This is a genomic window from Nocardia sp. CA-135953, from assembly GCF_050955735.1.
Lineage (GTDB): Bacteria > Actinomycetota > Actinomycetes > Mycobacteriales > Mycobacteriaceae > Nocardia.
In genome coordinates, this window is sequence record NZ_CP192082.1 from 5541688 (window position 1) to 5564770 (window position 23083).

The following is a 23083-nucleotide window of genomic DNA, read 5'->3' on the forward strand; positions in this document are numbered from 1 at the left end:
GCGCGAACTCGCCCTACCGGGCGGTAGGCAGTGCTGATGAGAACGCGAGATCGCGCCGTTACCATCCAAGGATGGCCCGAACTTGGAACACGATCGGCAAGCAGCTAGGCCTCATCGCGAAGGAGCAGGGTCCCAAGATCGTCAAGCAGCAGGGACCGAAGCTGGTGGACAAGCTGCAGCGCTCATCGCTGTTCGAGCGCGCGGTCGGGTCGCTGGCGACACGTAAGGCGCCCACGGTCGCGATCCGGCCGACCGCCTCGACCCCGGTACCGACCACCGAGCGGGCCAGGCAGATCGTCTACTGCCCGCAGCTGGACGGTCGGGCCGATCCAGGCGAGATCGTGTGGACCTGGGTGCCCTATGAGGAGGATCCGAACAACGGTAAGGACCGCCCGGTGCTCGTCGTCGGGCGCGACCGCCGGACCCTGCTCGGCCTGATGCTGTCGTCGAATCCGGAGCGCGCGCACGATCGCGACTGGGTCGGAATCGGCAGCGGCAGTTGGGATCACGAGGGCAGGCCGAGCTGGGTCCGCCTCGATCGAGTACTCGACGTCCCGGAGGACGGCATCCGTCGCGAAGGCGCGATCCTCGCCCGCAAGACCTTCGACCTGGTCGCCCACCGCTTATGCGCCGAATACGCCTGGCACTGACTGGAAATCGGGCGACTCCCGCGGCACTCGCTTGTCGGCCTGAGGGCGCAGCGAGGCGGTCAAGACACCATCTCGCGGGAACGTCCGTAGAGCAGGCCGTAGACCAGCGCGCCGAGTACGCCACCGATGAGGGGGAACACCACGAAGACCCAGACCTGGGGTCCCGCGCCGTTCTGGTAGAAGGCGACGGCGAGGCTGCGGGCCGGATTCACCGAGGTGTTGTCCACCGGGATCGAGATCAGGTGGATGACCGCGAGCGTGACGCCGATCGACAGGCCGGCCAGCGGAATATCGGAGATCTGGTCGGTGGAGGCCAGCACCACGAATACCAATAGCGCGGTCAACATGACCTCGATGATGATCGTCGCCGACAGGCCGTATCCGTTCTCTATCACCACCTGTCCGAGCGGACCGCGCACAGCGGACGGACTGTGCTTACCCCAGCCGTTCGCCCCGAGCCCGTTGACCGAGCGATCGTAGGAGGGGAGATTCTTGGCGATCGCGAACAGCACGATTCCAGCCAGGAATCCACCGATCAGCTGCGCGATCCAATAGCCGACCGCGGAGATCACCGAAAGCCTGCCGAGCAGCAACTGCCCGAGGGTCACGGCCGGATTCACATGGCAGCCGGAGATCGGCCCGATCGCGTAGACCAGGAACAGCAGAGACAGGCCGAAGGCCAGTGCCACACCCAGCGGCCCGACGCGCTCACCGGCCAGTACCGCGGTGCCGACACCGCTCATGACCAGAACGAACGTGCCGAGCGCCTCGGCGGCCCACTTCTTGGCCTCCGGCGTCGGCTCCAGTTCGGTGACTTCCTCGACGACTTCCTGAGCAGTGGGAGACATACGCGCCACCTTCCGAGAGGATCTTCCCCGTATGCACGGGGTTTGCCTTGGACCTGCTACGAAAATCACGGCTGATGTGAAATTGGACGTTACGCGAGACGGGTGAGCACTACAACGCTGACCCTTTCCAGCGACCCACAAGCGATCGCTACTCCGGGCCGGCCTAGGCGAGCCGGGTGATTTCCACGACAACCTCCAAATCGGTCGAACCGCCGCCGGAGAAGATCCCCTTCAGCGGCGGCACATCCGCATAGTCGCGACCGACGCCGACGGATATGTGCTGTTCGTTGATGGCGATATTGTTGGTCGGGTCGTAGCCCCACCAGGCACCGGTCCAGGCCTCGATCCAGGCGTGCGACTGTCCGGCGACCGTCGTATTGATCTCGGCGGCCGGATTGGGATGTAGATATCCGGAGACGTAGCGGCTGGGAATCCCCATGCTGCGCAATAGAACCAGGGTCAGATGCGCGTAATCCTGGCATACGCCTTGACGTTCGGCGAAGGCCTGCACGGCCGAGGTGTGCACCGAGGTGGTACCCGTGATGTAATTCATTTCGCCGTGCACCCATTCGGCCGCGCGCACAACGGCTTTCGCGGGCGGAACACCGCGCGCGAGCTGTTTCGCGATCGCGGCCAGTTTCTTGTCCCGCGGCACATATGCGGTGGGCGAGAGCATTTCGTCGAAACGGTCAACGATGTGATCGGAGTTCAACTCCTCCCAGGACAGCTCCTCGGCCGGACCGGCGAACGGTTCGGTCTCCACCACCGATGATCCGGTGACCTCCAATTCGGTATGCGGCGCGTGCAGATCGAAGGAGGTGACCGCGGTGCCCCAGTAGTCGGTGTAGCGATATGACCGGGTGGAGGGCACCGTCTCGACCCGATTCAGGATGACGTTCTGCCTGCCGTCCGCGCGCGGAGTGAGCCGAGCCTCGTTGAACGACCGGGTAACCGGGGCGTCGTAAACATAACCGGTAGTGTGCACCACCCTGATCCGCCAGCTCACAGCTCTCCCTCCACCTGCGCATGGTTATCGTGACTGCTGCGCAGATCGGTCCAGGCCACCCACGGCGCGGCGTGGAAGTATTGCAGTGCGATCGCCTCGCTGACCTCGCGACAGGTCTTCTGCAGCGAAAGCAGGCGATTCTGCAGATCCTCCAGCAGCGCACCCGGCGGCAGGAATTCGAGTTCACTTCGGGCCCTGCCGAGCAGCCGCTGCGCCTCGTGTCGTGCGCCGACCCGGCTGCTGGGGCGCTGATCGAGTTCGGCGAGGCAGGCCTCGGCCACCCGCACCGAATGAAACACCGAACGCGGGAAAAGCCGGTCCAGCAGGATGAATTCGGCGACCAGATTGGCGTCGAGAGCGCCGCGATGGGTGCGCAGATAGGTGTCGTGCGCGCCCGCTGAGCGCAAAACCGTCACCCAAGCCGGTGACGAGGTGCGGTCGCCCGCGCGCGAAAGCAGCAGGCGCACAGTCATATCCACGCGTTCTATGGAGCGGCCGAGCAGCAGGAAGCGATAGCCGTCGTCGCGGCTGAGGGTGGAATCGGAGAGTCCGGCGAACATCGCCGCCCGATCCTTGATGTAGTGGAAGAATTCGTGCGGGCCGAGACCACGGGCGGCCTTCTCGGTGGCCGTGAGCCCGATGTAGGTGGCATTCAGGCACTCCCACATCTCGCTGGAGGTGACTTCGCGTGCGCCCCTGGCATTTTCGCGAGCATTGGCAATCGAGTCGACAATGGAGTTGCCATGGTCGTGACTGAAGGCCACCAGGTCGGTGACCGACCAGACATCGAGTTCGACGTCGGGCGGTTCGATTCCCAATACCCGCAACAGGACTCGCGAGGTGCGGTCGGGATCCACCGTGGCGTCCTCGAGCAACTGATGCACCGCGACGTCGAGGATGCGGGCAGTGTCGTCTGCGCGTTCGACGTATCGTCCGATCCAATAGAGGGATTCGGCGTTGCGGGCCAGCATCAGCGCGTCACCCCGCTCTGCTGCTGACCCGCACCTGGTCGCTGACTCTGTCGCATCGATCCCAGCCGCTGCTCCTGTTGTTGCTGCTGCTGTTGCTGATTCGACTGCGCCGCGGTCAATTCCCGGCCGAGTTCGCGCTGATCGGATTGCGGCGGGTCGCTCACCAACTCCTCGCCCGCGAGCTCACGGTCGGCGGGTGAGGCGCGCCCGGCCAGCACCCAGGTGTCCTTACTGCCGCCGCCCTGACTCGAATTGACGACCAGTGAACCCTCCGGCAATGCCACCCGCGTCAAACCGCCCGGCAGCACCCAGATGTCGTCGCCGTCATTGACCGCGAAGGGCCGCAGGTCGACATGACGGGGCACCAGCTCGTTACCGATCTTGGTCGGCACGGTGGACAGCTGCACCACCGGCTGGGCGATCCAACCCCGCGGATCCGATTTGATCTTGCGCCGGATCGTATCCAATTCCCGTGGCGTCGCTACCGGACCGATGACGATGCCGTAGCCGCCGGACCCCTCGACCGGTTTGATCACCAGTTCGGCGACGCGATCGAGCACCTCCTCGCGCTCGTCGTCGAGCCAGCAGCGATAGGTATCGACATTCGGCAGCACCGGTTTCTCGGCGAGGTAGTACTCGATGATCGTCGGGACATACGCGTAGGTCAGCTTGTCGTCGCCGACGCCGTTGCCGATCGCGCTGGCGATGACCACATTGCCAGCGCGCGCGGCATTCACCAGTCCGGCGACGCCGAGCACCGAATCGGGCCGGAAGTGCATGGGGTCGAGGAAGGTGTCATCGATGCGGCGATAGATCACGTCGACTTGACGCTCCCCCGCCGTGGTCCGCATGTAGACGACATTGTCGCGGCAGAACAGGTCGCGCCCCTCGACCAGTTCCACTCCCATTTGCCTGGCCAGCAGCGAATGTTCGAAATAGGCCGAGTTGTAGACGCCGGGCGTGAGCACGACGACCGTCGGGTCGGCCTCGTTCGGCGCGGCCGAGGCGCGCAGCGCGGCCAGCAGATGCGTCGGATAGTCGCCGACCGCGCGCACCCGGTGCGAGGAGAACAGATCCGGGAAGACCCGTGCCATGGTGCGCCGGTTCTCCATGACATAGGAAACCCCGGACGGTGAGCGCAGATTGTCCTCGAGTACCCGGAAGTCGCCGCGCTCGTCGCGAATGAGATCGATCCCCGCCACATGGATGCGCACCCCGTTCGGCGGCACCAGTCCGGCGGCCTCGCGGTGGAAGTGCTGACACGAGGTGACCAGCCGCTTCGGGATGACCTCGTCACGCAGGATGTTCTGCTCACCGTAGACATCGGCGAGGAACAGCTCCAGCGCCGTCACCCGCTGCTTGATCCCGCGCTCCAGCTTGGCCCATTCGGCGGCCGCGATCACCCGGGGCACCAGATCGAGCGGGAAGGGCCGCTCCTGTCCGGAAAGCGAGAAGGTAATGCCCTGATCGATGAAAGCGCGGTCGAGCGCGTCCGAGCGGGCCGCGAGATCGGCCACGTCGATCGGCGCGAGCGCCGAGAAAATTCCCCTATATGGCTGACGCACCCGGCCCTGTCCGTCGAACATCTCGTCGAAGGCGTCCGCGTACCGGCCGGGACGATAGCCCGCGAATAGTCCGGATGTTGTTGCTCTGCAGTTGCCGTTCGCATGCCCGTTCGACCGGACACTGGTCAGCGCAGGAGATCGTGCCGAACGTGGCGGCGAGGCGGGAGTCATGCAAAAATCGTGCTACACGCAGCGTTGATGCCGTGTGAGACGCAGGTAAATTTCTTGCATCACGCTGGGTTTACGCCCCCTTACAGCGGTCGGTAGCGTTGCCGGTCGAGCCGTTCGCGCGGTTGCGATTTCGCATGCCGCAGCGGTGGTGATTTCGTGTGCGACGCGGCGGCTGGTACCCTCGATCTTCGGCGTCGCGTTACCTGATCACTCCGGTTTCCAACGCGCGCTCGCGAACTTTTCAGCACAGTCCACCAGCGACAGGAACACGAGGAAACAGGCGTGGCCAACATCAAGTCCCAGATGAAGCGGATCCGTACCAACGAGGCGGCGCGCCAGCGCAACCAGTCGGTCAAGTCCGAGCTGCGCACCGAGATCCGCAAGGTCCGCGAGGCCTTCGCGGCCGGCGACAAGGCGAAGGCCACCGATCTGGTTGTCAGTGCCAGCCGCAAGCTGGACAAGGCCGCCTCGAAGGGCGTCATCCATGCCAACCAGGCCGCCAACAAGAAGTCGGCGCTCGCGCTGGCGCTGAACAAGCTCTGATCGCACCGGTACCGCCCGCGGTACCACCCATACGTTGACGCAGCCGTCGTGGCCTCGATGATCACGGCGGCTTTTGTCGTCGCTGATCGACTATTGCGAGGATCACTTTCGGCCCGGCAGCCGGAAGTTAGGTATTCGTTGAGCAATACTTCAGCAATCACTCGCTGCGGCGTCTATGCGGCCTCCTGGGCGTTGAGCGGAACCGTCTCGACAGGAGCCAGGTCATCGAGAGTGCCCTGGGCAAATCGGCAGGAAAGCGGCGACCCCGCCCACATCCCCAGGTCATCCCCGCATCCCATTCCTGAAGCCGAATTCTGATCGGGCACCACAGGTCGGAGGTTCCCGCTACGATTCGGCGCATGGTTACCGTGTACGCCAATCAGACGCCGGTTCGCTCCGAAGATCTGCCGGACATCATCCGCGCAGCCGAGGTCCTCGGCATCGGACTGAAGATCGAGAACGTCATGGTCCCCGATGAGGAAGGCGGCTACTCGCTGGAGTGGATCGTCACCAGGGACGAGGAAATTCCGGTCTACGAGGAGTGGGAGGGCCGGTACGAGGAGTCCGAAGAGGACATCGAACTGGTTCTCAGCTCGGTCGAATAGATCCCCGTGAATCCGCACCCGCACCGAGCGGGTGCGGATATCTGAGTGCTCAATCCAGGTCGGCGTTCAAACGATCCAGCGCGGCCTGGGACTCCGCATCGGCCGCGCGATAGATGATGATGCGCTGGTCCGGATCCTGTAGCGGCATGAGCACTTCGAAATCGACCACCAGCGGCCCGACCTCTGGGTGGTGTAGCGGCTTCCTCCCGCGCCCCTGCACCCGGACGTCGTGTCTGGCCCACCCCTGCGCGAACTCCTCGCTGCGTGCGGTGAACTCGGCGACCAGATCGGCCAGTTCCCGATCATCCGGATGGGCCGCCCACGCGGCGCGCAGATCGGCGATGCCCTCGCGAATGATCCGATCCCGGTCGCGGTAGAAATCGCGCATCGCGGGATCCAATAGGCACAGCCACATGGAGTTGCGCTGCCGTGGCGGCAGGGCACCGAAGTCGACGACCAACCGCGCCATTTCCGGATTCCACGCCAGGATGTCGTAGCGGTGGTTGACCAGCATCGCGGGCAATGGCGACAGATCACGCACCAGCAGCTCCAGTGCGGGCGCGGGGACGGTGCTCGGTTTCCCGGCATTCGGCTGGCGCTGCTGGGCCAGATCGAAGAGGTAGGCGCGCTCGTCGGTATCGAGGCGCAGCGCGCGTGCGAGCGCCTCCAGGACGTCCGCGGATGGGCGCAGGCCGCGCCCCTGTTCCAGCCGCACGATGTAGTCGGTGCTGACGCCCGCCAGCTCGGCGACTTCCTCACGGCGCAAGCCGGGGGTGCGCCGAGCCTGTTTGCGCGGGGGCAGCCCTAAGTCGCCGGGATTCAACCGCTCGCGCCGAGCGCGCAGAAAGGCCGCGAGTGCTTGTGCCCAATTCGCGGAGCTCCCTGGCCCGCCGTGGTCACGTAAGCTACCGCCTCCGGGCCTGAGCTCGCCCCGCTGTGTCGCATTCACCGTGCTCGTCATCGCCCTCGATCTTACGGCTGACTAGGACTGGCCTTCCCAGGAAAAACCTTCCCTTACCCACACTCTCGTGCCGTTCCAGACTCGATGACACCGGAAACAAAGTACGAACGACAGGAGTACGACATGTCCGGAGCCCGCACCCTCGATACCTACCGGTTGCTCGGCCGCTCGGGTCTTCGGGTGTCTCCGCTGTCCCTCGGGACCATGACGTTCGGCGCCGATTGGGGTTGGGGCGCCGATAAGGACGAGGCCCGCAAGATCTTCGACACCTACGTCGAGCGCGGTGGCAACTTCATCGATACCGCGAGCCAGTACACCAACGGCACCTCCGAGCAGCTGCTCGGCGAGTTCAGCGCCGCCAACCGCGAAAGTCTGGTGCTGGCAACGAAATACACGATGCTGCGGCGGCCGACCGATCCCAACTCCGGCGGCAATCACCGCAAGAGCATGGTCGGTTCGGTGGAGGCCAGCCTGCGTCGGCTGAACACCGACTACATCGACCTGCTGTACCTGCACGCCTGGGACTTTTTGACCCCGGTCGAGGAGATCCTGCGCGCCATGGACGATCTGGTCCGCGCCGGGAAGGTGCTCTATGTCGGCATCTCCGACGCACCAGCCTGGCAGGTCGCACGCATGCAGACCATCGCCGACCTGCGCGGCTGGTCCCCGCTGATCGCGCTGCAGATCGAGTACAGCCTGATCGAGCGGACCGTCGAACGCGATCTCATTCCGATGGCGCAAGAACTCGGCCTCGGCGTGGTGCCTTGGTCACCGCTGGCCAGCGGGGTGCTCACCGGCAAGTACAGCCGCGCCGATTTGGCGCACGACGCGGAACGCTCACCCGAGGGCACCCGCAAGAACGTGGCGGCCGCCAACGGGTCGCTCACCGAACTCGGCCTGGTGATCGCCGACGTAGTGAAAGATGTTGCGGCACAAGTGGGTAAGACGCCGTCACAGGTAGCGCTCGCCTGGACACTGCAGAATCCTGGCGTCACGGCGCCGATCATCGGCGCACGCACGGCCGCGCAGTTGGAGGACAACCTCGGAGCGCTCGAGGTCGAATTCGACACCGCGCAGCTGGACCGGCTGCAGCAGGCCAGCGCGATCGAGTTGGGTTTTCCCCACGACATGCTCGCCCGCCCGATGACCCGCGGCGTGACCTTCGGCGACCTGAAAATCGAAGGCCGCATCTGAGTTTCACCTCATGCGGTGGGTGCGAGCGGCGCTCGCACCCACCCCATCGGTACGTCGGCGACCTATCAACAAGATTTCGCTGAACTCGACCCAATCTCAGCGGCTATCCGCTGCGTAAATGTTGTCGCGGGCCCGCGTCAGGTTGCGGAGTGCAGGTCCAGGATCTGTGTTAGTGCGTGTTCCAAGGCGTAGTTGGCGTCGGCGGCACCGCCCTTTACGTCGGCATTCAGTGTGGCGACGACTTGCAGGGCCGTACCGATGCTGGCCTGGTTCCAGCCCCGCGCTTGGGCTTGGGCCTTCTTCACCTTCCAGGGCGGCATGCCCAATTGCTGGGCCAGCTTGAACGGATCGCCGCGGCCCGCGGATCCGACGCGGGCAATGGTGTGGACGGAGTCGGCGAGTGCGTCGGCGAGCAGTACATGCGGTACGCCGCGGTCATTGGCCCAGCGCAATGCCTCCATGGCACCGGGGCGATCGCCGGCCACCGCGAGTTCCGCGACATCGAAACCGGAGATCTCGGCCTTGCCGGAGTAGTAGCGGCGTACCGCCGCGATATCGATCTTGCCGCCGGTATCGGCGGCCAATTGCGAACAGGCGGCGGACAATTCCCGCAGATCCGAGCCGATCGCCTCCAGCATCACCTGCACGACCTCGCCCGAAACCCGCACCCCGGCATTGCGGAATTCCCCGCGCACGAACTCCACCCGCTCAGCCGCCTTCGTCAACTTGGCGCAATCATGTACCTGTGCACCCGACTTCTGCAGCGCAGGGGCCAGCGCCTTGGCCCGGCCGCCCCCGGAGTGCAGCACCACGAGCACCACACCTTCGGGCGGATCCGCGGCGGCGTCGGTGATCACCGCGACCGCCTCCTTACCCGCCTCCGCCGCCGACTCGAGCACGATCACCCGATCCTCGGCGAACAGTGAAGGGCTCAATAACTCCGCTAGCTCCGCGGTGCTGGCATCCCCGGCCCGCAGTCGATCAACGGGTACCGCGTCGGGGTCCGGCGCATCGGCCCGCACCTGCGCCGTAATCCCCGCGATGGCCCGTTCGACCAACAGCTCTTCATCGCCGAGCACCAGGTGTACTGCCGCAGTCCGTTCGGTCACGATTGCACCTCGCTTGGCTCCGTCGTGCCCGACGGTGCTGTGTCTCTGGTTCGCTCGCTGCGCTCGCTCACGCGAGCATCCTACGGTTCGTCACCGACACGTCCTCACACCTCACCGGCACCTCCGATTTATCACCGTAGGTGTTCGAACTCGGACCTCCCTGTCGTCCGGCTGTCCCTTCGTCATCCAGAACCAGACGCTGCAGTCGGCAGTCGTCCGGACGCGGGGTCCAACCAAGACCTGCGCTCGGAAGCTGCCCCGAGTCGATCAACTTTGTCCAGATCGGCGCACGGACTATCGGGACGGCGATCTGGCTCGTCGAGCCGTCAGGGTTCGCAGCTGACGCCCCTCACCTAGAACCAGGACGTCGCCTTGTTGATCGGTCCGGGCGACTGTGACACCCAGCTCGGCCAGATCCGCGAGCACACCGGGGTTCGGATGGCCGAAGGTGTTGTCGGCACCGACGCTGACCAAGGCGAGTCGAGGGTGGACGGCGGCGATGAATTCCTTGGTGGTCGTTCGGGATCCATGGTGTGGCAGCTTCAGCACGTCGGCCTGAAGAGAAGCACCCGAGTGAAGCAGTCGTTGTTGCGCCGGCGCCTCGATATCGCCGGTGAGCAGAATTCGGCCCGCGGGAGTGGTGGCGGCGATGACAATCGAGCGGTCGTTGGCATCTTCGGTGCTCGGTGGGTCGGTCGGGCGGTGCGCGAGTGGGGCCGGGGCCAGTACGTTCAGTTCGACAGCGCCGAAACGCAATACCTGTCCCGAGGACAGCTCCAGCACCGGGATGTGGGCCTGTGCCGCGAGACTGGCGACTTGCTCCGGACCGCTGACCGACGCGCCCCGATCTCGCGAGGAACGCGGTGCATTGGACGTGCCTGTCGACTCGACTGAATCCGCCTCGGATCCGTTCGAATTCGATATTCGCACCTCCCCGGTGCTTGCGGATTCGGCGTCGACCGTTGTTCCGGACAGCTCGCCAGGCCCGACACCCAGGGCGTCGACCGTCCGGCCTTGTAAGGCACCGGCCAGACCAGCGATGTGGTCGGCGTGCGGATGCGTCAGCACGAGAAGCGAGATCCGGTTGATGCGCAAGCGATTCAGACAGGTCCGCATGATGCGCGAGTCCGGACCGACGTCGATGACCACCGCCGTGTGATTACCGACAGACAATGCGAGTCCGTCACCCTGTCCGACATCACAGACAGCCAACACCCAGCCGCCGGGTGGCCAGCCCGGATGCCATACCCGCACCGGAATCAACACGACCGCGACGCCGAGCAGAATGACAGCGGCAAGACGACGCATTGCCGCCGACCGTAATGCCAGCACAACGAGAACTACTGCCGCACAGGCGATTGCCCCGCCGGTGAGCCCACCCCGCACGGAGATCTCCGCGCCGGGCACATTCGCCGCGTGTTCGGCGACGAACAGCAGCCACCACAATGGCGGTTGCGCGCAACGCAGTATCAATTCGGCCAGCGGAGGCCAGGCCGCGGCGAGCGCGGCGCCGACAGCCCCGAACACCGTGATCGGTGCGATTACCGGTTCGACCAGGATATTCGCGACGATCGCAACCAAACTGAGCCGTCCGGTCAGCGCGATCACCAGCGGTGTCGTCACCACGAACGCGGCGGCCGATACCGCGACGATCTCGGCCGGCACCCGCCACCAACCGCGGGCGCGCAACCAGTCCGCCCAACTCGGCGCCAACAGGATCAGTCCCGCGGTCGCCAGTACCGACAGTCCGAATCCCGCGCGCACCGCCAGTTCCGGCCACAGCGCGAGCAGACCGATAACCGCCGTGCAGAGCGCGGGCAATGCCTGCTTGCGGCGTCCGGTTATCAAGGCGAGCAAGGTAATCGCCCCCATTGCTCCCGCCCGTAGCACACTCGGATCCGGACGTGCCACCACAATGAACATCAGCAGTGCCGCCGCCGCGACCGCCGCACCGACGCGCGGGCCCAGGGTGAGCAGCCGCACCGCACCGAGTACAACCGCCAACAAGATCGTGAAATTGGCCCCGCTGACCACGCATATATGCTCCAGCCCAGCGATTTCGAACTCCTCGCGGACTTCGCCGGACAGCGCGGACGTGTCGCCGACCACCAGCGCGGGCAGCAGCCCGGCCTGTTGTTCGGGCAGTACGCGTGCGGCCGACGCGAGGTCGGTGCGCACTGCTGCGGCTATCTGTTGCCACCAGGGCAACGCGCCGACCACCACCGGCCGTCCCTGGGCGCGCAGCGTGGCGACAGTGAGATCGCGGTGCCACGGCAGCTCCGGCTTGGCCCGAAACTCCACCGCTCGTCCGGGCAGCAGCTCGCCCCAATCCGCACCGGATCCGAGAACCACCACGGTGCCACCCGCCCGTACCGTCGAACCGCCCTGGCGGTAGTCGCGTAAGTGTGCCCGCACCGTCCACCGTTGCTCACCCCCAAATGCGCTGGACCGGACCGGTTTCGGATCATCGAGGGGTGTGACGACCACACGCACCGAAGCCGCCGTGTTCCGCAACGGATGCGTCGCCACCCGGTGCTCGCGCCACGCCCCGGCCACCGCGAACCCGGCACCGAGCAGCAGCGCGGCAAGTGTCGCAACGGCGACTACCCGCCACCGCTCGCTGGGATGGGCCACCGCGCGCAACAGCGCCACCCAGAGCCCGATCGCGAGCAGTACCAGCACCGACGCCAGCACCAGACCGGCCACCCATCCCACCGTCAGTGCGACAATCATTGCACCCCAACAACTCAGCGCCGCAGGCAGCAACCGTGCGTCGAGCACCGGTACCGCCTCCATCGACGGCTCGCCATCCTCGGCAGCCCGGCGATCGATATCGCCCTGTCCGTCCGACACACCCTCGAATGCGGTCATATCGTCACCAGATCGCGCAGACGGGCGAGGCGGGCCGGGCCGATGCCGTCGACCTCGCCGAGTTGGGCGACATCTGTGAATCGTCCATTCGTGGTGCGCCAGGTGACGATGGCGCGGGCGGTGACCGGCCCGATGCCGGGGAGGGCATCCAGTTCGGCTTCGGTTGCGGTATTGAGGTCGACTTTGCTCGATGGACGTTGCGCCGCAGCGGAATTCGAAGGCACGGCGCCTGGCGGCCGTCCGCCTGCACTGATCGTGGCGCTGCCGAGTTGCGGTCCCGCATTCGGAGCACTTGGACCAACGAGAACCTGGTCGCCGTCCTGGAGACGCTGGGCGAGATTGAGTCCGCTCAGATCCGCGCCGTCCTTGGCACCACCAGCGGCGTCGAGTGCGTCGGCGACCCGTGCCCCGGCGGGCAGTCGAACCAGGCCGCCGCGATGCACGAGGCCGACCACACTGATCACTAATTCCGTTGTGGGACTGGTGGTTACCGGAACGGCGGACGGTCCAACTCCGGATGATGCCGCCATGCCGGCGCCGGACAGCCCAGCCGGTACTGTGCCGGCGCTGACGCGCACCGCCGACGGCAGCGGCACCGTCTGTGCGACCGGTCGCTCACGCAACACCACGACGGCAGCGACGACCACCGCGGCCAGTCCGACCGCGACGAGCGTCACCAGTCCCCGCCACCCCGGATCCAGTCGAGTGCCCCGAAATCGTTCCGGCACAAGCCGATCCCGCCAGGCCGCGCGCCGCTGCGGCACGTCCAGCCAACTCGGTGTCCGTACCTCGCCGACCCCGTCGTCATCATCCTCGAGATCGGACCCGGCCGCCTCGGTAGACGAAACCTCGGGATCGGACTCCACCACCTCGGATAACTCCTCGTCATCCCACCGCCCACCGCGAACCGGCGGCTTGCTTCGCCCCGATCGCTTTCCGGACCTCGACGAACGCGGCGAACTTCGGCACAGCTCGGCGTCGGTACGCACCGGACTTCCGGCGCCGATCGTTCGGCTGGCACCGACTCGCTCGGTCAACACGCTCAGTCGTCGGCGAATCCGCTCGCGCTCGTCATGTCGGGACATGGCGGCGACGCTAGTCCCGCGGCGAGGTCGGGAATCAGTGCCGACCAGGCGAAATAAAAAGTCTGTTGATAACTCCGAACCTGTGGATAACCCCGCCGCTGGATCAGGTTCGCGAGGCGATGAGTACCGTCGTGGTGAACCGAACCATGAAGGAACCGCCCGCCGCATCAATGGCAGCCCGGACACCTTCCAGCACCCATCCTCGCGCAGCTCCGTGATACTTCCCGGAGCAGCATGGAACCGGGCGTAACCGAGTGATTCGATCGGCAACATCGTCCACGCCGCAATGACGAAAGTGATTGCGCCACCGTGGGTCACGACGATCTGACGGTCGCAGTCGCGCTCCCGGATCGCGTCCATCGCCGAATAGATGCGCCGCGCGAATGCGGCAATGGTCTCCGATTCCGGTATGCCTTCATCGTGGCCCATTCGGTCCCCGACGGCGGGCGGCGGCACGAATCGCTGATCCAGCCAATGCTGGGGACGTCGACGTGGTCGTGACTTCGCTGGCCGTGCCAGGCAGGGGCGGAGGGGACACCGACGACAACAACAGGCCGAGCCGGAAAACGGGCAGCGATCAATCAGCTATCCAGACCAATCGGTACTATTCAACTGATCTTCATCTCCGGCGGAAGGCCAGGCGATGGTGTCGAGGCGAATGTGACAAGGCTGCCCCGGTATGCGGCGATGCTGGCGCTCGCGGGCCGCCTCCCCAGCGGTGACCAACGCTGGGCATACGAGGTGAAATTCGACGGTATTCGCGCCATCGGGTACATAGACCGCGATCTGCGCCTGATCTCGCGCAACGGCAACGACATCACTGCCGCGTGGCCCGAACTCGCCGATCTCGCCCCGGCGACCCCACCCTTCGTCATCGATGGCGAAATCGTCACCTTCACCGCCGACGGACGCAGCTCCTTCGAAGCACTGCAACCACGCATGCACCAGCGCAATCTCGCAGCGATTCGAAGCCTCGCCAAGTCCGTGAAAGCGACTTACCTCATTTTCGATCTACTCCATATCGGCACCCACTCTCTGATCGATCTGCCTTACGAACAGCGTCGACAACTGCTGGAACAACTCGACCTCCAGGGCCCGCACTGGCGGGTTCCGCCGCGCCTGCACGGCTCCGGCGCCGACGTCCTCGCCGAATCGCGACAGCTCGGCCTCGAAGGGATCGTGTGCAAGCGCCTCGACAGCCCCTACCTGCCCGGGCGACGCAGCCCGCTGTGGACCAAGGTCAAGAACGTCAACGACCAGGAAGTCGTCATCATCGGTTGGCGCCCGGGTGCCGGCAGACGGGCCGGGCGCATCGGCTCATTGCTCATGGGCATCTACGACGACGCAGGAAAGCTGACCTATATCGGCAATGTCGGCACCGGATTCACCCAGGCAATGCTCGACGAGCTGAAGGCGAGACTCCAACCGCTGCAACGCAAGACGCCCACCGTCGACACCATTGTTCCCGACGCCATCTGGGTCGAGCCCCAGCTTGTCGGTGAGGTGTCGTTCGCCGAATGGACCGGTGACGACCGACTTCGACACCCGTCCTGGCGCGGACTCCGTCTCGACAAGCAACCACGACAAGTGACACGAGAGTATATGTCTTGACAGTTATATAACTGATGAGGAATAGTTGGTCGGGTGACGACACCGAAGGCATTTCAGGCGCTGGCCGAGCCGAATCGACTGGCCATCCTCGAGGTGCTGCGCGAGGGAGAGCAACCGGTGGGAGTGTTGGCGCAACGGTTGAGCCTGAGCCAGCCCGCGGTGTCGAAACATCTGCGCATGCTCAAGGATGTCGGGCTGGTCGAGGTGCGCTCGGATGCCCAACGTCGCCTCTACCGCATCAGGCTCGATCCGCTGCTCGAACTCGACGACTGGCTCGAACCCTACCGCCGGTTGTGGAGCGCGCGCCTGGACCGACTGGAAGAACATCTCAACCGACGGAGGCAATCGTGACCGACGCTCAACTGATTACCGATGGCGCACGACCGGCCGTACGACTGGAGCGGCGGCTACCCGACCCGCCGAAAGTGGTGTGGCAGGCCATCACCCAGCGAGAACAGCTCGAGTCCTGGTTCCCCTGCGACGTCATCGTGGACGGCGGGGTCTGGCGAGTTGGCGCTGCGATAACCTTCCGCTTCCCGAGCGATGTCATCGACATGACGCTCAGCGGCGAGGTGCTGGCCGTGGACGAGCCGAATCTTTTGTCCTTCACCTGGGGCGAAGAGACCCTGCGCTTCGAGCTGACCGAGTACGAAGGCGGTACCCGCCTGGTGCTGGTCGACGAACTCGCACCGGGCGCGGCGGCACGCAATGCCGCGGGTTGGGACGAGTGCCTGGACCGTCTTGTCGGGGTTGCGCCGGCACCCGATGCCTGGAAATCCCGCTTCGCGGTCTACTCGGCGGCATTCGAGTCGGCTCTCGGTCCCCAGGAAGGCCCACCCGCCGATTACCAGGGCTGACCCGAAAGAGTGATTCCTCTCCGGATGAGTGGGTCCGGACCGGATCCGGGCCTGCTCAACCGGAGAGGAATCGTGGGCATTCCGAGTTCTGTTGAGTGTCGGCACATGGCATCTACCTCCATTTCATTGCTGGGACCGAATAGATGGATTAGGTGAACAGCCTGGTGACGAAGGCGTTCATGTTGACTCGGACCCGGTCGATTTTGGTCTCCTCGGTGATGAGATCTTCGCGGTACCGATTGCCGAGCGCGGGCGTTCGCTTACCGCGCGCGTAGAGCGAACACGCCAGATCGGTGCACATGTAGGTACCGACCGAGTTGCCCCGGCGTCCGGATTCGCCCGCCTTGTGCGCGGTCATCAGCGAGACGCCCCCACCGGTGTGCGAGGTCAGACAGATCGCGCACATCTGGGTCCGGCCGGATCCGCCCGTTTCGTAGCGCAGCGCGACGCCGATGATGCGATCGTCCTGCGGCACAACGAGATAGCCGCGGCCGGGCAGCGACGGATCGCTCCAGCCGAGGAAATCCAGGTCATCCCAGGGCTGTGCGTCCAGGTCCCGAGGCACCGGCAGTTTCTTGGCGGTCGTCTTGGAACAGTTGATGAACGACGACCTGATGTCGCGTTCGGTGACGGCTTTCATGACGGCATCGACTCCTTCGATAGATCGGTTGACAAACCGAAGGAACGCTACAGCTGGTCATTAGCCCAGGCAACGGATTTTCGCGCTCACACGCGGCGCATCACCGACACGACCTTCCCCAGCACAACTGCCTCGTCACCATCGATCACGTCGTAGGCCGGATTGCGCGGTTCCAGATAGACATGGCCGTTGCGACGCCGATAGACCTTGACCGTCGCCTCCCCATCGATCATCGCGGCGACGATGTCACCGGAATGCGCCTCGTGCTGTTTGCGGATCACCACCAGGTCGCCGTCGCAGATCGCCGCATCGATCATCGAATCGCCGCGCACGCGCAGCCCGAAAACCGTTCCGCGCCCTACGATTTCACGCGGCAACGTCATCATGTCGTCGGCGTGCTCCTCGGCGAGGATAGGCGTACCCGCCGCGATATCACCGACAACCGGAACCGCGACCGAATCCTCGGCCTGCTCCGGAGCCACCGATGCTTGCAGGAACATACGCACATCGATCGGCCGCGACATGGTCTCGCTGCGCCGCAGAAATCCCCTGTCCTCCAAGGACTTCAGATGCTTGGAGACCGAGGAAGAGGACCGCAGGCCGACCGCATCGCCGATCTCCCTGGTGTTCGGCGCGTACCCGTACCGCAGCACCGAGTCCCGGATCGTGGCGAGGATCCGCTGCTGACGCGGCGGCAGGGTCGAGGTGTCGAGGTGCTCGAAGGCATCGTGGTCGTATCCGGTCACCCAGAAATCCTAGAGGTGCGCGCGGACAATTCCCCGCTTTGTCACATCCGGCCCGCCCGCGTCGTCATACCGGTGAAGAGCAGCACATGCGAACTTTGTGGGAATCATGGCGACCATCCACGCCATTCGACCGGAGATGCGGCACACTCGCGAGTGCTGGACCGTGGCCGATCAGGCGCAGCCGCCGGGGACCACCAACACACCGACCGCACCGACGCCGAGATGGACGGCCAGCGTCGGCCCGAATTCCGCGACGATCAATTCGCGGATGCCGGGCAGCGACTCGCGCAGTTGGGTGGCGACGGTATTCGCGGCATCCTCGGCACCCAGGTGTTGTACGGCGACGGCGGCGCCATCGTCACCCGCCGCATCCACCGCTGCCGCAACGAGTTTGGCGTAGGCCTTTGTGCGAGTACGAACCTTTTCGCGCAGTTCCAGGCGACCCTCGACGATCTGCAGCAGCGGTTTGCTCACCAGTTCGCTGCCGAAAAAGGCTGCGGCGCTGCTCAATCGGCCGCCACGGCGCAACTGCTCGGTGCGGTTCACCAGGATGAAGGTGCGTGATCGACTGGCCGCGGCGACGGCCGTGTCATAGACGACATCCAATGTCGCGCCACTGTGCGCTCGGCGCGCGGCGGCGAGCACCGGCAAGCCGGTAGCCAGGCCTGCACCGAGTGAATCGACCAAACGGACCTGATCGGCGGCATCCATATCGCGGACCGCCTGCCGTCCCGCCTCCCAGGTACCGGAGAGTTGGCGCGAAAGATGTACCGCGACAACGCCGTCCCCATTGCTGCGCTCCAGCGCCTGCTCGTAGACGGCACGCAGCTCACCGGGTGAGGCCGCCGAGGTCGTCACGGTATCCGAACCGTAGTCGATATCGATGGCGTCGACGCCTTCGCGGATGGTGCGGTCGCCGACCAGCACATGCAGTGGGACAACGGCGATGTCCAACTCAGCGACGAATTCGGCAGGGAGGCTGGCGGACGAATCGGTGACGACCACAACGGCCACGGACTACCGAACCTCCTGCAAGGTCTTCACCATCGAATTCGCGACCGCGGTATGTCCGGCCCAGCCCCAGTGGATGCCGTCCGGATTCGCGTCGCCGGAGAAGATGTCCTCGCGCACCGCTTCACCGAGATCGACCAGCGGGACAGAAGTCTTGTCCGACCATGCGCGCAGTGCCTTGACCGCGGGCTCCCGGCCACTGTGCACATGCCCGTAGGCGGCGCAGTTGTGCACGGACGGCAGTACCGCGACGACCGGCAGATCCGGACGCAACTGGGCCAGCGCCTCGCGCGACTGCTCCAGGTAGTCCACGCTCACCTTCGGCGGCAATGCCACGGGGCGACCGAGTTTCGACAGCTTGGGCTGCAGCCAGTTGTAGGTGGCGCGGACCCCACGACGCAGCACGGGCGGACGTACATAGCGGATCAACTCGCGCAGCGCGGTCGGCAACGGCGAGGGCAAGGTATCCATGCCGCCGACCGCGAAGACGACCGCACCCGCGCGCGGCACCGCGGCCCACACCCGGGGGTCACCGATCAGTGCCCAGTACGCGTCCCGGCAGGTCCAGCCGATCCGCCCGATCAGCTCGACGTCCCAATCGAGTTCGGCACCGACCAGATTCGGCCAGATCTTCGGATGGTCCGCGGGCAGGCCGCCCTTCGGACCGAAGTAGGACAGCGAGTCCGCGATCACCAGCAGCACCGAACGATCCGATTCCTCGGTCGAAGCCGGTTCGGCCGTAACCGCATCGGCAACCGATTCGAGCGAGGGATCGTCGACGACCGAATCCACTGTGGATTCGTCACCGCTCACCGAAACCGCAACGGTGATGTCGGGCTCGGATTCCGCTGCGGAGCTAGTGGATTCGTCTTCGGATTCAGCGCCGATCGTCGACGCCGCGATATCCGTATCGGAAGCCGCCGCAACACCTTCCGGTGGTTCACTTGCTGGTTCCGCCGGCTCCGCGCCGGTTCCGAACTCGGTCGTGTATGCGGCGGGCTCCTCGTCACCTTCCCCGGAGTCGGCGGCGGCAACCAATTCGTCGCTGCCGGACTCGGCCGACTGCGACTCGGCTGGTTCCTCCGGCTCGACCGTCTTCACCAGGGGAGGTCCGAACAGCGCGTCCGGGATCGCCCGTTCGGGCTTCGCCGAAACCCGACGGAACAATTCATCCGGTACCTGCCGAACCGGTTCTTCAGAGGACATCCGGGGCCACCTTCGCCGCTGCATTCCACACATCCAGGCGCCAACCGGGCTGATCGATGCTCGGACCGTGACTGCTCAGCTGCACCCAGCTGGTATTGGCCAATCCCCCTAGGGCAGGCCAGTTTCGCGGCGGCAGGTCGAGCAGCGCGGCCGTCAGGGCGGCGATCAGCCCGCCGTGCGCCACCAGGATGATAGTCCGGCCTGGCCAATCCTGCCGCTCGGCGAATAATTCTCGAACAACCGGTAGGGACCGTGCGCCGACCTCGAGCTTGCTCTCACCGCCGGGCGGGGTATAGGCCGCATCCAAGCGCCACGCGATCCGCGCGCCCGGATAGTCGGCGTCGAGCTCCAGATGGGTCAACCCCTCCCAGTCGCCGAGGTGGGTTTCGCGCAGCCGCCGATCCGGGACCACCGGAACATCGGTGTGGTCGGCCAGTGCCGAGGCGGTATCGAAGGCGCGCCGCAGATCGGAGGAGACGATGGCGATCGCATTGCGCGAAACCAGTTCGCGCGCGGCCTCTTTCGCCTGACGACGACCGAGCTCGGTGAGATCGGTGTCGATCTGCCCCTGCATCCGGTCGGAAGCATTCCACTCGGTCTGCCCGTGCCGCAGCAGGATCAGGTTGCGGACGCCGGCATACTTGCTCACAGCTGCGCCTCGCTCCGCTCGGCTCCGCTGCGAGCAGGCTCGCAGTATTGATGGTTCACTCGCTACGCTCGCTCACGCGTTCTTCCCCCGCTTCACCACGCATCACGACACCCCGGGACTCGGTGTGCTCGAACACCTCGGTCCCGGCCGCGATCCCGTCCACCGGAACCGCCGGACAATCCTTCCAGAGCCGTTCCAGCGCATAGAAATTGCGTTCGTCATTGTGCTGGATGTGCACGACGATGTCGACGTAATCCAGCAGTGCCCACCGGCCCTCACGGGTCCCCTCGCGCCGGACCGGCTTGTGCCCGGCGTCGCGGAGCTTCTCCTCGACGTTGTCGACGATGGCATTGACCTGACGCTCGTTCGGCGCGGAGGCGATCACGAAGCAGTCGGTGATCACCAACTGTTCGGAGACGTCGAGCACCACGACGTCGGTGGCCAGCTTCTCGTCCGCCGCGCGCGCGGCGACCTGCGCCATCTCCACCGATTCGACAGATGCGCTCATGCCGCCACCTGGCTGCCGCTCGACTCCGGCACGACCGCAAATGCGACTGTGTCTTCGGCTCGCTCGCTCTGCTCGCTCACGCCTTAATTACCTTCCACTCCTACGGACACGTATAAATGCCGCTTCGATATGTACTGCACGACGCCGTCGGGCACGAGGTACCACACCGGCCGGTTCTCCGCGGCGCGACGACGGCATTCACTCGATGAGATCGCCAACGCCGGGATCTCGATCATGGTCACCGCATCGACCGGCAGGTCACGCAGATGCTCCTCGAGATGATCGGTGTTCAGCTCGTACCCCGGTCGGCTAACTCCGACGAATTTCGCCAGTTCGAACAACTCCGCCCAATCCTGCCACGTCAAGATGTTGGCGAGCGCGTCAGCTCCGGTGATGAAGTACAGCTCGGCATCGGGATGCTTGGTGCGCATCTCACGCAGGGTGTCGACGGTGTAGGTAACCTTGCCCCGGTCGATATCGGCCCGGCTGACCGAGAACCGGGGGTTGGAAGCGGTCGCGATCACGGTCATGAGGTAGCGATCCTCGGCCGGGCTGACCTGCTTATCGGCCTTCTGCCACGGCTGTCCGGTCGGGACGAAGATCACTTCGTCCAGTTCGAACCGGTTCGCGACCTCGCTGGCGGCGACGAGGTGGCCGTGGTGGATGGGGTCGAAAGTGCCACCCATCACCCCCAGCTTGCGTCGACGCCGACCGTTCTCCTGCATGAGAGCCGAGCTTAACCGGTCGGTTCGGTCCGAGCCGGGGCCGGACGGTCAACTGCTGACGACCGCCCGCAGACCCGGCTTCAGCACGCCGTCGAGTTCGGACCACGGGATCGTGATGTCGATATAGCCCAGCGCGTGCGAGGCGATCTCCCCGAGATAGACGCGCAGACCGTCGGGCATGGCCAGCCAGTCCTTGAAGTTCTCCACGGCCGGTGCGATGCGCTGCTTGTCGTAGGGGTTCGTACCGACGCGGGTCTTGGGGATCTGCGCCTCTGCCTGCGCCGACAGTCGATCGAGGGCCTTCGGCAGATCGGTGAACAGATCCGGCAGGGTGAGCGCCTTGCCGGTGTCGATATCCGTCACGTGGGTGCGTTTGAAGGTGGTCGGATGCAGCTTGCCGCCGTCGACCTCGACCTCGATGCCGAGCACACCGCTGAGCACATGGCGGCCGATATGCGCGACCTCACTCTTGTAACCCTTCACCGCCCGGTCCTGCGCGGCGGCCCGCAGGTACGGATCCAGCTCGGCGCGCAAGCCGTCGTTGAATTCAGTGCGCGCATCCTCGGTTCCGCCTTCGACCTGCGGCAGGTCGAAGGAGTACCAGGGGCCCTCCAGCCGAATCGAGGTCGCCGTGAAGGGCGGTGCCGGGGGCGAATCGGCCCGGTCGGCGGCCCCGCACGCCGTCAGTACGGCGAACAGGACGCCGACCAGGACAGCGGCGGCGGTCTTCCTCATTTCGCCTCCCCGAATAGCTCGCGTTCGTGCCCGAGAACGTACCACCGCGAGCTGTCGGGGGTTCGTCAGCTGCTGACGACCGCGCGCATCCCCGGCTTCAGCACGCCGTCCAGCGCGGACCATGGCACGGTGACATCGATATTGCCCGCGGCGTGCGAGGCGATTTCACCGAGATAGATCCGCATACCCTCCGGCGTGGCGACCCAGGTCTGGAAGTGTTCGGCGACCGGGGTGAGCAGGCTCTTGTTGTAGCCGGTCGCGCGCGGATCCTGCTGCACCTGGGCCTCGGCCTGTGTCGAGAGCGTGCTCAGGCCCTGCTGCAGATCGGTGAACAGGTCGGGCAGGGTGATGGCCTTGCCGGTATCGATGTTGGTGACATGCGCGGCGTGGAAGCTGTTCGGGTGTGCGGCGCCCTCGGAGTACATGACGACGACCAGATGCCCGCTGAGCACCTGCGAACCGATGCGGACGACCTGACTGTCACCACCGGTGACCGAATCGCCCGGACGGCTGATGCGGCCGATCCACTCCTGCGCCGCGGCCTGCACAGCCGCGTTGAATTCGGCTCTGGCATCGGCCTTTCCACCGCTCACCTGAGGCACGTCGATCTTGTACCCAGCACCCTCGAGATGAACTGTTGTCGCGGTGAAGGTTTCGGCGCGAGGCGATCCGGCGACCGTCACCGACGTGGGCGGCGTCGACGACGCCGACGATCCGCCCCCGGTCGTCGGCGATTCGTCCGGCCCACATGCCGTGAGTACTGCGGCGCTGGCCAGCGCGCCGATAACAGCAGCGGTCTTCTTCATCCGGAGCTCC

General features: G+C 65.4%; 24 protein-coding genes and 1 pseudogene. 7 read left to right on the plus strand and 18 right to left on the minus strand.

The genetic code is table 11. The features are described 5' to 3' along the window. The first annotated feature begins 71 nt into the window (after positions 1-71). A complete protein-coding gene (locus ACQPXH_RS25560; RefSeq protein ID WP_433599038.1) occupies positions 72-650 on the plus strand; it encodes a type II toxin-antitoxin system PemK/MazF family toxin in 579 nt (192 codons plus the stop codon). A gap of 59 nt (positions 651-709) precedes the next feature. Here ACQPXH_RS25560 and ACQPXH_RS25565 read toward each other — a convergent pair whose 3' ends face one another. The 4 genes from ACQPXH_RS25565 to ACQPXH_RS25580 all read right to left on the minus strand — a co-directional run bounded on the left by ACQPXH_RS25565 (position 710) and on the right by ACQPXH_RS25580 (position 5061). Continuing rightward, positions 710-1498 (minus strand): aquaporin, encoded by a 789-nt coding sequence (locus ACQPXH_RS25565; protein WP_433599039.1) that lies wholly within the window; start codon positions 1496-1498, stop codon positions 710-712. Between the two features lie 163 nt (positions 1499-1661). Continuing rightward, entirely contained in the window at positions 1662-2504 is an 843-nt protein-coding gene (locus ACQPXH_RS25570) for a transglutaminase family protein (protein WP_433599040.1), read from the minus strand. Further along, complete coding sequence (locus tag ACQPXH_RS25575; RefSeq protein ID WP_063046805.1) at positions 2501-3475, minus strand: alpha-E domain-containing protein; 975 nt, start codon at positions 3473-3475, stop codon at positions 2501-2503. Before ACQPXH_RS25575 ends, ACQPXH_RS25570 begins: the two co-directional genes overlap by 4 nt. Further along, entirely contained in the window at positions 3475-5061 is a 1587-nt protein-coding gene (locus ACQPXH_RS25580; RefSeq protein WP_433603576.1) for a circularly permuted type 2 ATP-grasp protein, read from the minus strand. Before ACQPXH_RS25580 ends, ACQPXH_RS25575 begins: the two co-directional genes overlap by 1 nt. Before the next feature lie 432 nt (positions 5062-5493). On the opposite strand from ACQPXH_RS25580, the gene rpsT reads away from it, so the two are divergent. Together rpsT and ACQPXH_RS25590 are read left to right on the plus strand one after the other, a co-directional pair. Continuing rightward, positions 5494-5754, plus strand: coding sequence for a 30S ribosomal protein S20 (gene rpsT / locus ACQPXH_RS25585; RefSeq protein ID WP_040687883.1), 261 nt, complete (start codon positions 5494-5496; stop codon positions 5752-5754). Positions 5755-6113: 359 nt separating this feature from the next. Next, on the plus strand, positions 6114-6359 hold the full coding sequence (locus tag ACQPXH_RS25590; RefSeq protein WP_040687907.1) for a hypothetical protein: 246 nt from the start codon (positions 6114-6116) through the stop codon (positions 6357-6359). Positions 6360-6408: 49 nt separating this feature from the next. Here the strand turns inward: ACQPXH_RS25590 and ACQPXH_RS25595 are convergent, their stop codons facing one another. Continuing rightward, positions 6409-7320, minus strand: coding sequence for a helix-turn-helix domain-containing protein (locus ACQPXH_RS25595; RefSeq protein ID WP_433599041.1), 912 nt, complete (start codon positions 7318-7320; stop codon positions 6409-6411). A 123-nt stretch (positions 7321-7443) separates the two neighbouring features. Between ACQPXH_RS25595 and ACQPXH_RS25600 the strand changes: the two genes are divergently transcribed. Then, positions 7444-8514, plus strand: coding sequence for an aldo/keto reductase (locus ACQPXH_RS25600; protein ID WP_433599042.1), 1071 nt, complete (start codon positions 7444-7446; stop codon positions 8512-8514). Between the two features lie 137 nt (positions 8515-8651). On the opposite strand, the gene holA is transcribed toward ACQPXH_RS25600, so the two are convergent. From holA to ACQPXH_RS25620, 4 genes and pseudogenes are all read right to left on the minus strand, one after another. Continuing rightward, positions 8652-9623 carry a DNA polymerase III subunit delta gene (gene holA, locus ACQPXH_RS25605; protein ID WP_433599043.1) on the minus strand — a complete coding sequence of 324 codons (972 nt, stop codon included), beginning with the start codon at positions 9621-9623 and terminating at the stop codon, positions 8652-8654. Between the two features lie 294 nt (positions 9624-9917). After that, entirely contained in the window at positions 9918-12494 is a 2577-nt protein-coding gene (locus ACQPXH_RS25610) for a ComEC/Rec2 family competence protein (RefSeq protein WP_433599044.1), read from the minus strand. Beyond that, entirely contained in the window at positions 12491-13579 is a 1089-nt protein-coding gene (locus ACQPXH_RS25615) for a ComEA family DNA-binding protein (protein WP_433603577.1), read from the minus strand. The genes ACQPXH_RS25610 and ACQPXH_RS25615 overlap by 4 nt, the downstream gene beginning before the upstream one ends. Before the next feature lie 210 nt (positions 13580-13789). Then, positions 13790-14008, minus strand: a pseudogene (locus tag ACQPXH_RS25620) (histidine phosphatase family protein); the annotation flags it as partial. A 231-nt stretch (positions 14009-14239) separates the two neighbouring features. Here ACQPXH_RS25620 and ligD point away from each other — a divergent pair. Genes ligD through ACQPXH_RS25635 form a run of 3 tightly spaced genes read left to right on the plus strand, consistent with a single transcriptional unit; the run spans position 14240 to position 16047 of the window. Beyond that, positions 14240-15190 (plus strand): non-homologous end-joining DNA ligase, encoded by a 951-nt coding sequence (gene ligD, locus ACQPXH_RS25625; RefSeq protein ID WP_433599045.1) that lies wholly within the window; start codon positions 14240-14242, stop codon positions 15188-15190. Positions 15191-15223: 33 nt separating this feature from the next. Beyond that, a complete protein-coding gene (locus ACQPXH_RS25630; protein ID WP_433599046.1) occupies positions 15224-15541 on the plus strand; it encodes an ArsR/SmtB family transcription factor in 318 nt (105 codons plus the stop codon). Beyond that, positions 15538-16047 carry an SRPBCC domain-containing protein gene (locus ACQPXH_RS25635; protein ID WP_433599047.1) on the plus strand — a complete coding sequence of 170 codons (510 nt, stop codon included), beginning with the start codon at positions 15538-15540 and terminating at the stop codon, positions 16045-16047. The genes ACQPXH_RS25630 and ACQPXH_RS25635 overlap by 4 nt, the downstream gene beginning before the upstream one ends. A gap of 148 nt (positions 16048-16195) precedes the next feature. Here the strand turns inward: ACQPXH_RS25635 and ACQPXH_RS25640 are convergent, their stop codons facing one another. From ACQPXH_RS25640 to ACQPXH_RS25680, 9 genes are all read right to left on the minus strand, one after another. After that, positions 16196-16687, minus strand: a complete 492-nt coding sequence (locus ACQPXH_RS25640) for an FBP domain-containing protein (protein ID WP_433599048.1) — start codon at positions 16685-16687, stop codon at positions 16196-16198. 86 nt (positions 16688-16773) lie between these two features. Beyond that, positions 16774-17433 carry a transcriptional repressor LexA gene (gene lexA, locus ACQPXH_RS25645; protein ID WP_433599049.1) on the minus strand — a complete coding sequence of 220 codons (660 nt, stop codon included), beginning with the start codon at positions 17431-17433 and terminating at the stop codon, positions 16774-16776. A gap of 171 nt (positions 17434-17604) precedes the next feature. Beyond that, on the minus strand, positions 17605-18447 hold the full coding sequence (locus ACQPXH_RS25650; protein ID WP_433599050.1) for a DegV family protein: 843 nt from the start codon (positions 18445-18447) through the stop codon (positions 17605-17607). 3 nt (positions 18448-18450) lie between these two features. After that, the gene (octT, locus tag ACQPXH_RS25655) at positions 18451-19146 is read right to left on the minus strand and encodes a diglucosylglycerate octanoyltransferase (RefSeq protein WP_387291419.1); all 696 of its coding nucleotides are present in this window, start codon (positions 19144-19146) and stop codon (positions 18451-18453) included. Positions 19147-19639: 493 nt separating this feature from the next. After that, the gene (locus ACQPXH_RS25660) at positions 19640-20299 is read right to left on the minus strand and encodes a histidine phosphatase family protein (RefSeq protein WP_433599051.1); all 660 of its coding nucleotides are present in this window, start codon (positions 20297-20299) and stop codon (positions 19640-19642) included. Positions 20300-20354: 55 nt separating this feature from the next. Continuing rightward, complete coding sequence (gene rsfS, locus ACQPXH_RS25665; RefSeq protein ID WP_433599053.1) at positions 20355-20807, minus strand: ribosome silencing factor; 453 nt, start codon at positions 20805-20807, stop codon at positions 20355-20357. An 83-nt stretch (positions 20808-20890) separates the two neighbouring features. After that, complete coding sequence (gene nadD / locus ACQPXH_RS25670; protein ID WP_433599054.1) at positions 20891-21532, minus strand: nicotinate-nucleotide adenylyltransferase; 642 nt, start codon at positions 21530-21532, stop codon at positions 20891-20893. 48 nt (positions 21533-21580) lie between these two features. Next, the gene (locus ACQPXH_RS25675; RefSeq protein WP_433599055.1) at positions 21581-22267 is read right to left on the minus strand and encodes an RsiV family protein; all 687 of its coding nucleotides are present in this window, start codon (positions 22265-22267) and stop codon (positions 21581-21583) included. Between the two features lie 65 nt (positions 22268-22332). Then, the gene (locus ACQPXH_RS25680) at positions 22333-23073 is read right to left on the minus strand and encodes a DUF3298 domain-containing protein (RefSeq protein WP_433599056.1); all 741 of its coding nucleotides are present in this window, start codon (positions 23071-23073) and stop codon (positions 22333-22335) included. Between the last annotated feature and the right edge of the window lie 10 nt (positions 23074-23083).

What these genes read in the sequence shown, in the direction of transcription:
- ACQPXH_RS25560 (WP_433599038.1), top strand. Translation starts at nt 72, where the DNA reads ATGGCCCGAACTTGGAACACGATCGGCAAGCAGCTAGGCCTCATCGCG.
- ACQPXH_RS25565 (WP_433599039.1), bottom strand. Translation starts at nt 1,498, where the DNA reads ATGTCTCCCACTGCTCAGGAAGTCGTCGAGGAAGTCACCGAACTGGAG.
- ACQPXH_RS25575 (WP_063046805.1), bottom strand. Translation starts at nt 3,475, where the DNA reads ATGCTGGCCCGCAACGCCGAATCCCTCTATTGGATCGGACGATACGTC.
- ACQPXH_RS25580 (WP_433603576.1), bottom strand. Translation starts at nt 5,061, where the DNA reads ATGTTCGACGGACAGGGCCGGGTGCGTCAGCCATATAGGGGAATTTTC.
- ACQPXH_RS25590 (WP_040687907.1), top strand. Translation starts at nt 6,114, where the DNA reads ATGGTTACCGTGTACGCCAATCAGACGCCGGTTCGCTCCGAAGATCTG.
- ACQPXH_RS25595 (WP_433599041.1), bottom strand. Translation starts at nt 7,320, where the DNA reads ATGACGAGCACGGTGAATGCGACACAGCGGGGCGAGCTCAGGCCCGGA.
- ACQPXH_RS25600 (WP_433599042.1), top strand. Translation starts at nt 7,444, where the DNA reads ATGTCCGGAGCCCGCACCCTCGATACCTACCGGTTGCTCGGCCGCTCG.
- ACQPXH_RS25610 (WP_433599044.1), bottom strand. Translation starts at nt 12,494, where the DNA reads ATGACCGCATTCGAGGGTGTGTCGGACGGACAGGGCGATATCGATCGC.
- ACQPXH_RS25615 (WP_433603577.1), bottom strand. Translation starts at nt 13,579, where the DNA reads ATGTCCCGACATGACGAGCGCGAGCGGATTCGCCGACGACTGAGCGTG.
- ACQPXH_RS25640 (WP_433599048.1), bottom strand. Translation starts at nt 16,687, where the DNA reads ATGAAAGCCGTCACCGAACGCGACATCAGGTCGTCGTTCATCAACTGT.
- rsfS (WP_433599053.1), bottom strand. Translation starts at nt 20,807, where the DNA reads ATGAGCGCATCTGTCGAATCGGTGGAGATGGCGCAGGTCGCCGCGCGC.
- nadD (WP_433599054.1), bottom strand. Translation starts at nt 21,532, where the DNA reads ATGCAGGAGAACGGTCGGCGTCGACGCAAGCTGGGGGTGATGGGTGGC.
- ACQPXH_RS25675 (WP_433599055.1), bottom strand. Translation starts at nt 22,267, where the DNA reads ATGAGGAAGACCGCCGCCGCTGTCCTGGTCGGCGTCCTGTTCGCCGTA.
- ACQPXH_RS25680 (WP_433599056.1), bottom strand. Translation starts at nt 23,073, where the DNA reads ATGAAGAAGACCGCTGCTGTTATCGGCGCGCTGGCCAGCGCCGCAGTA.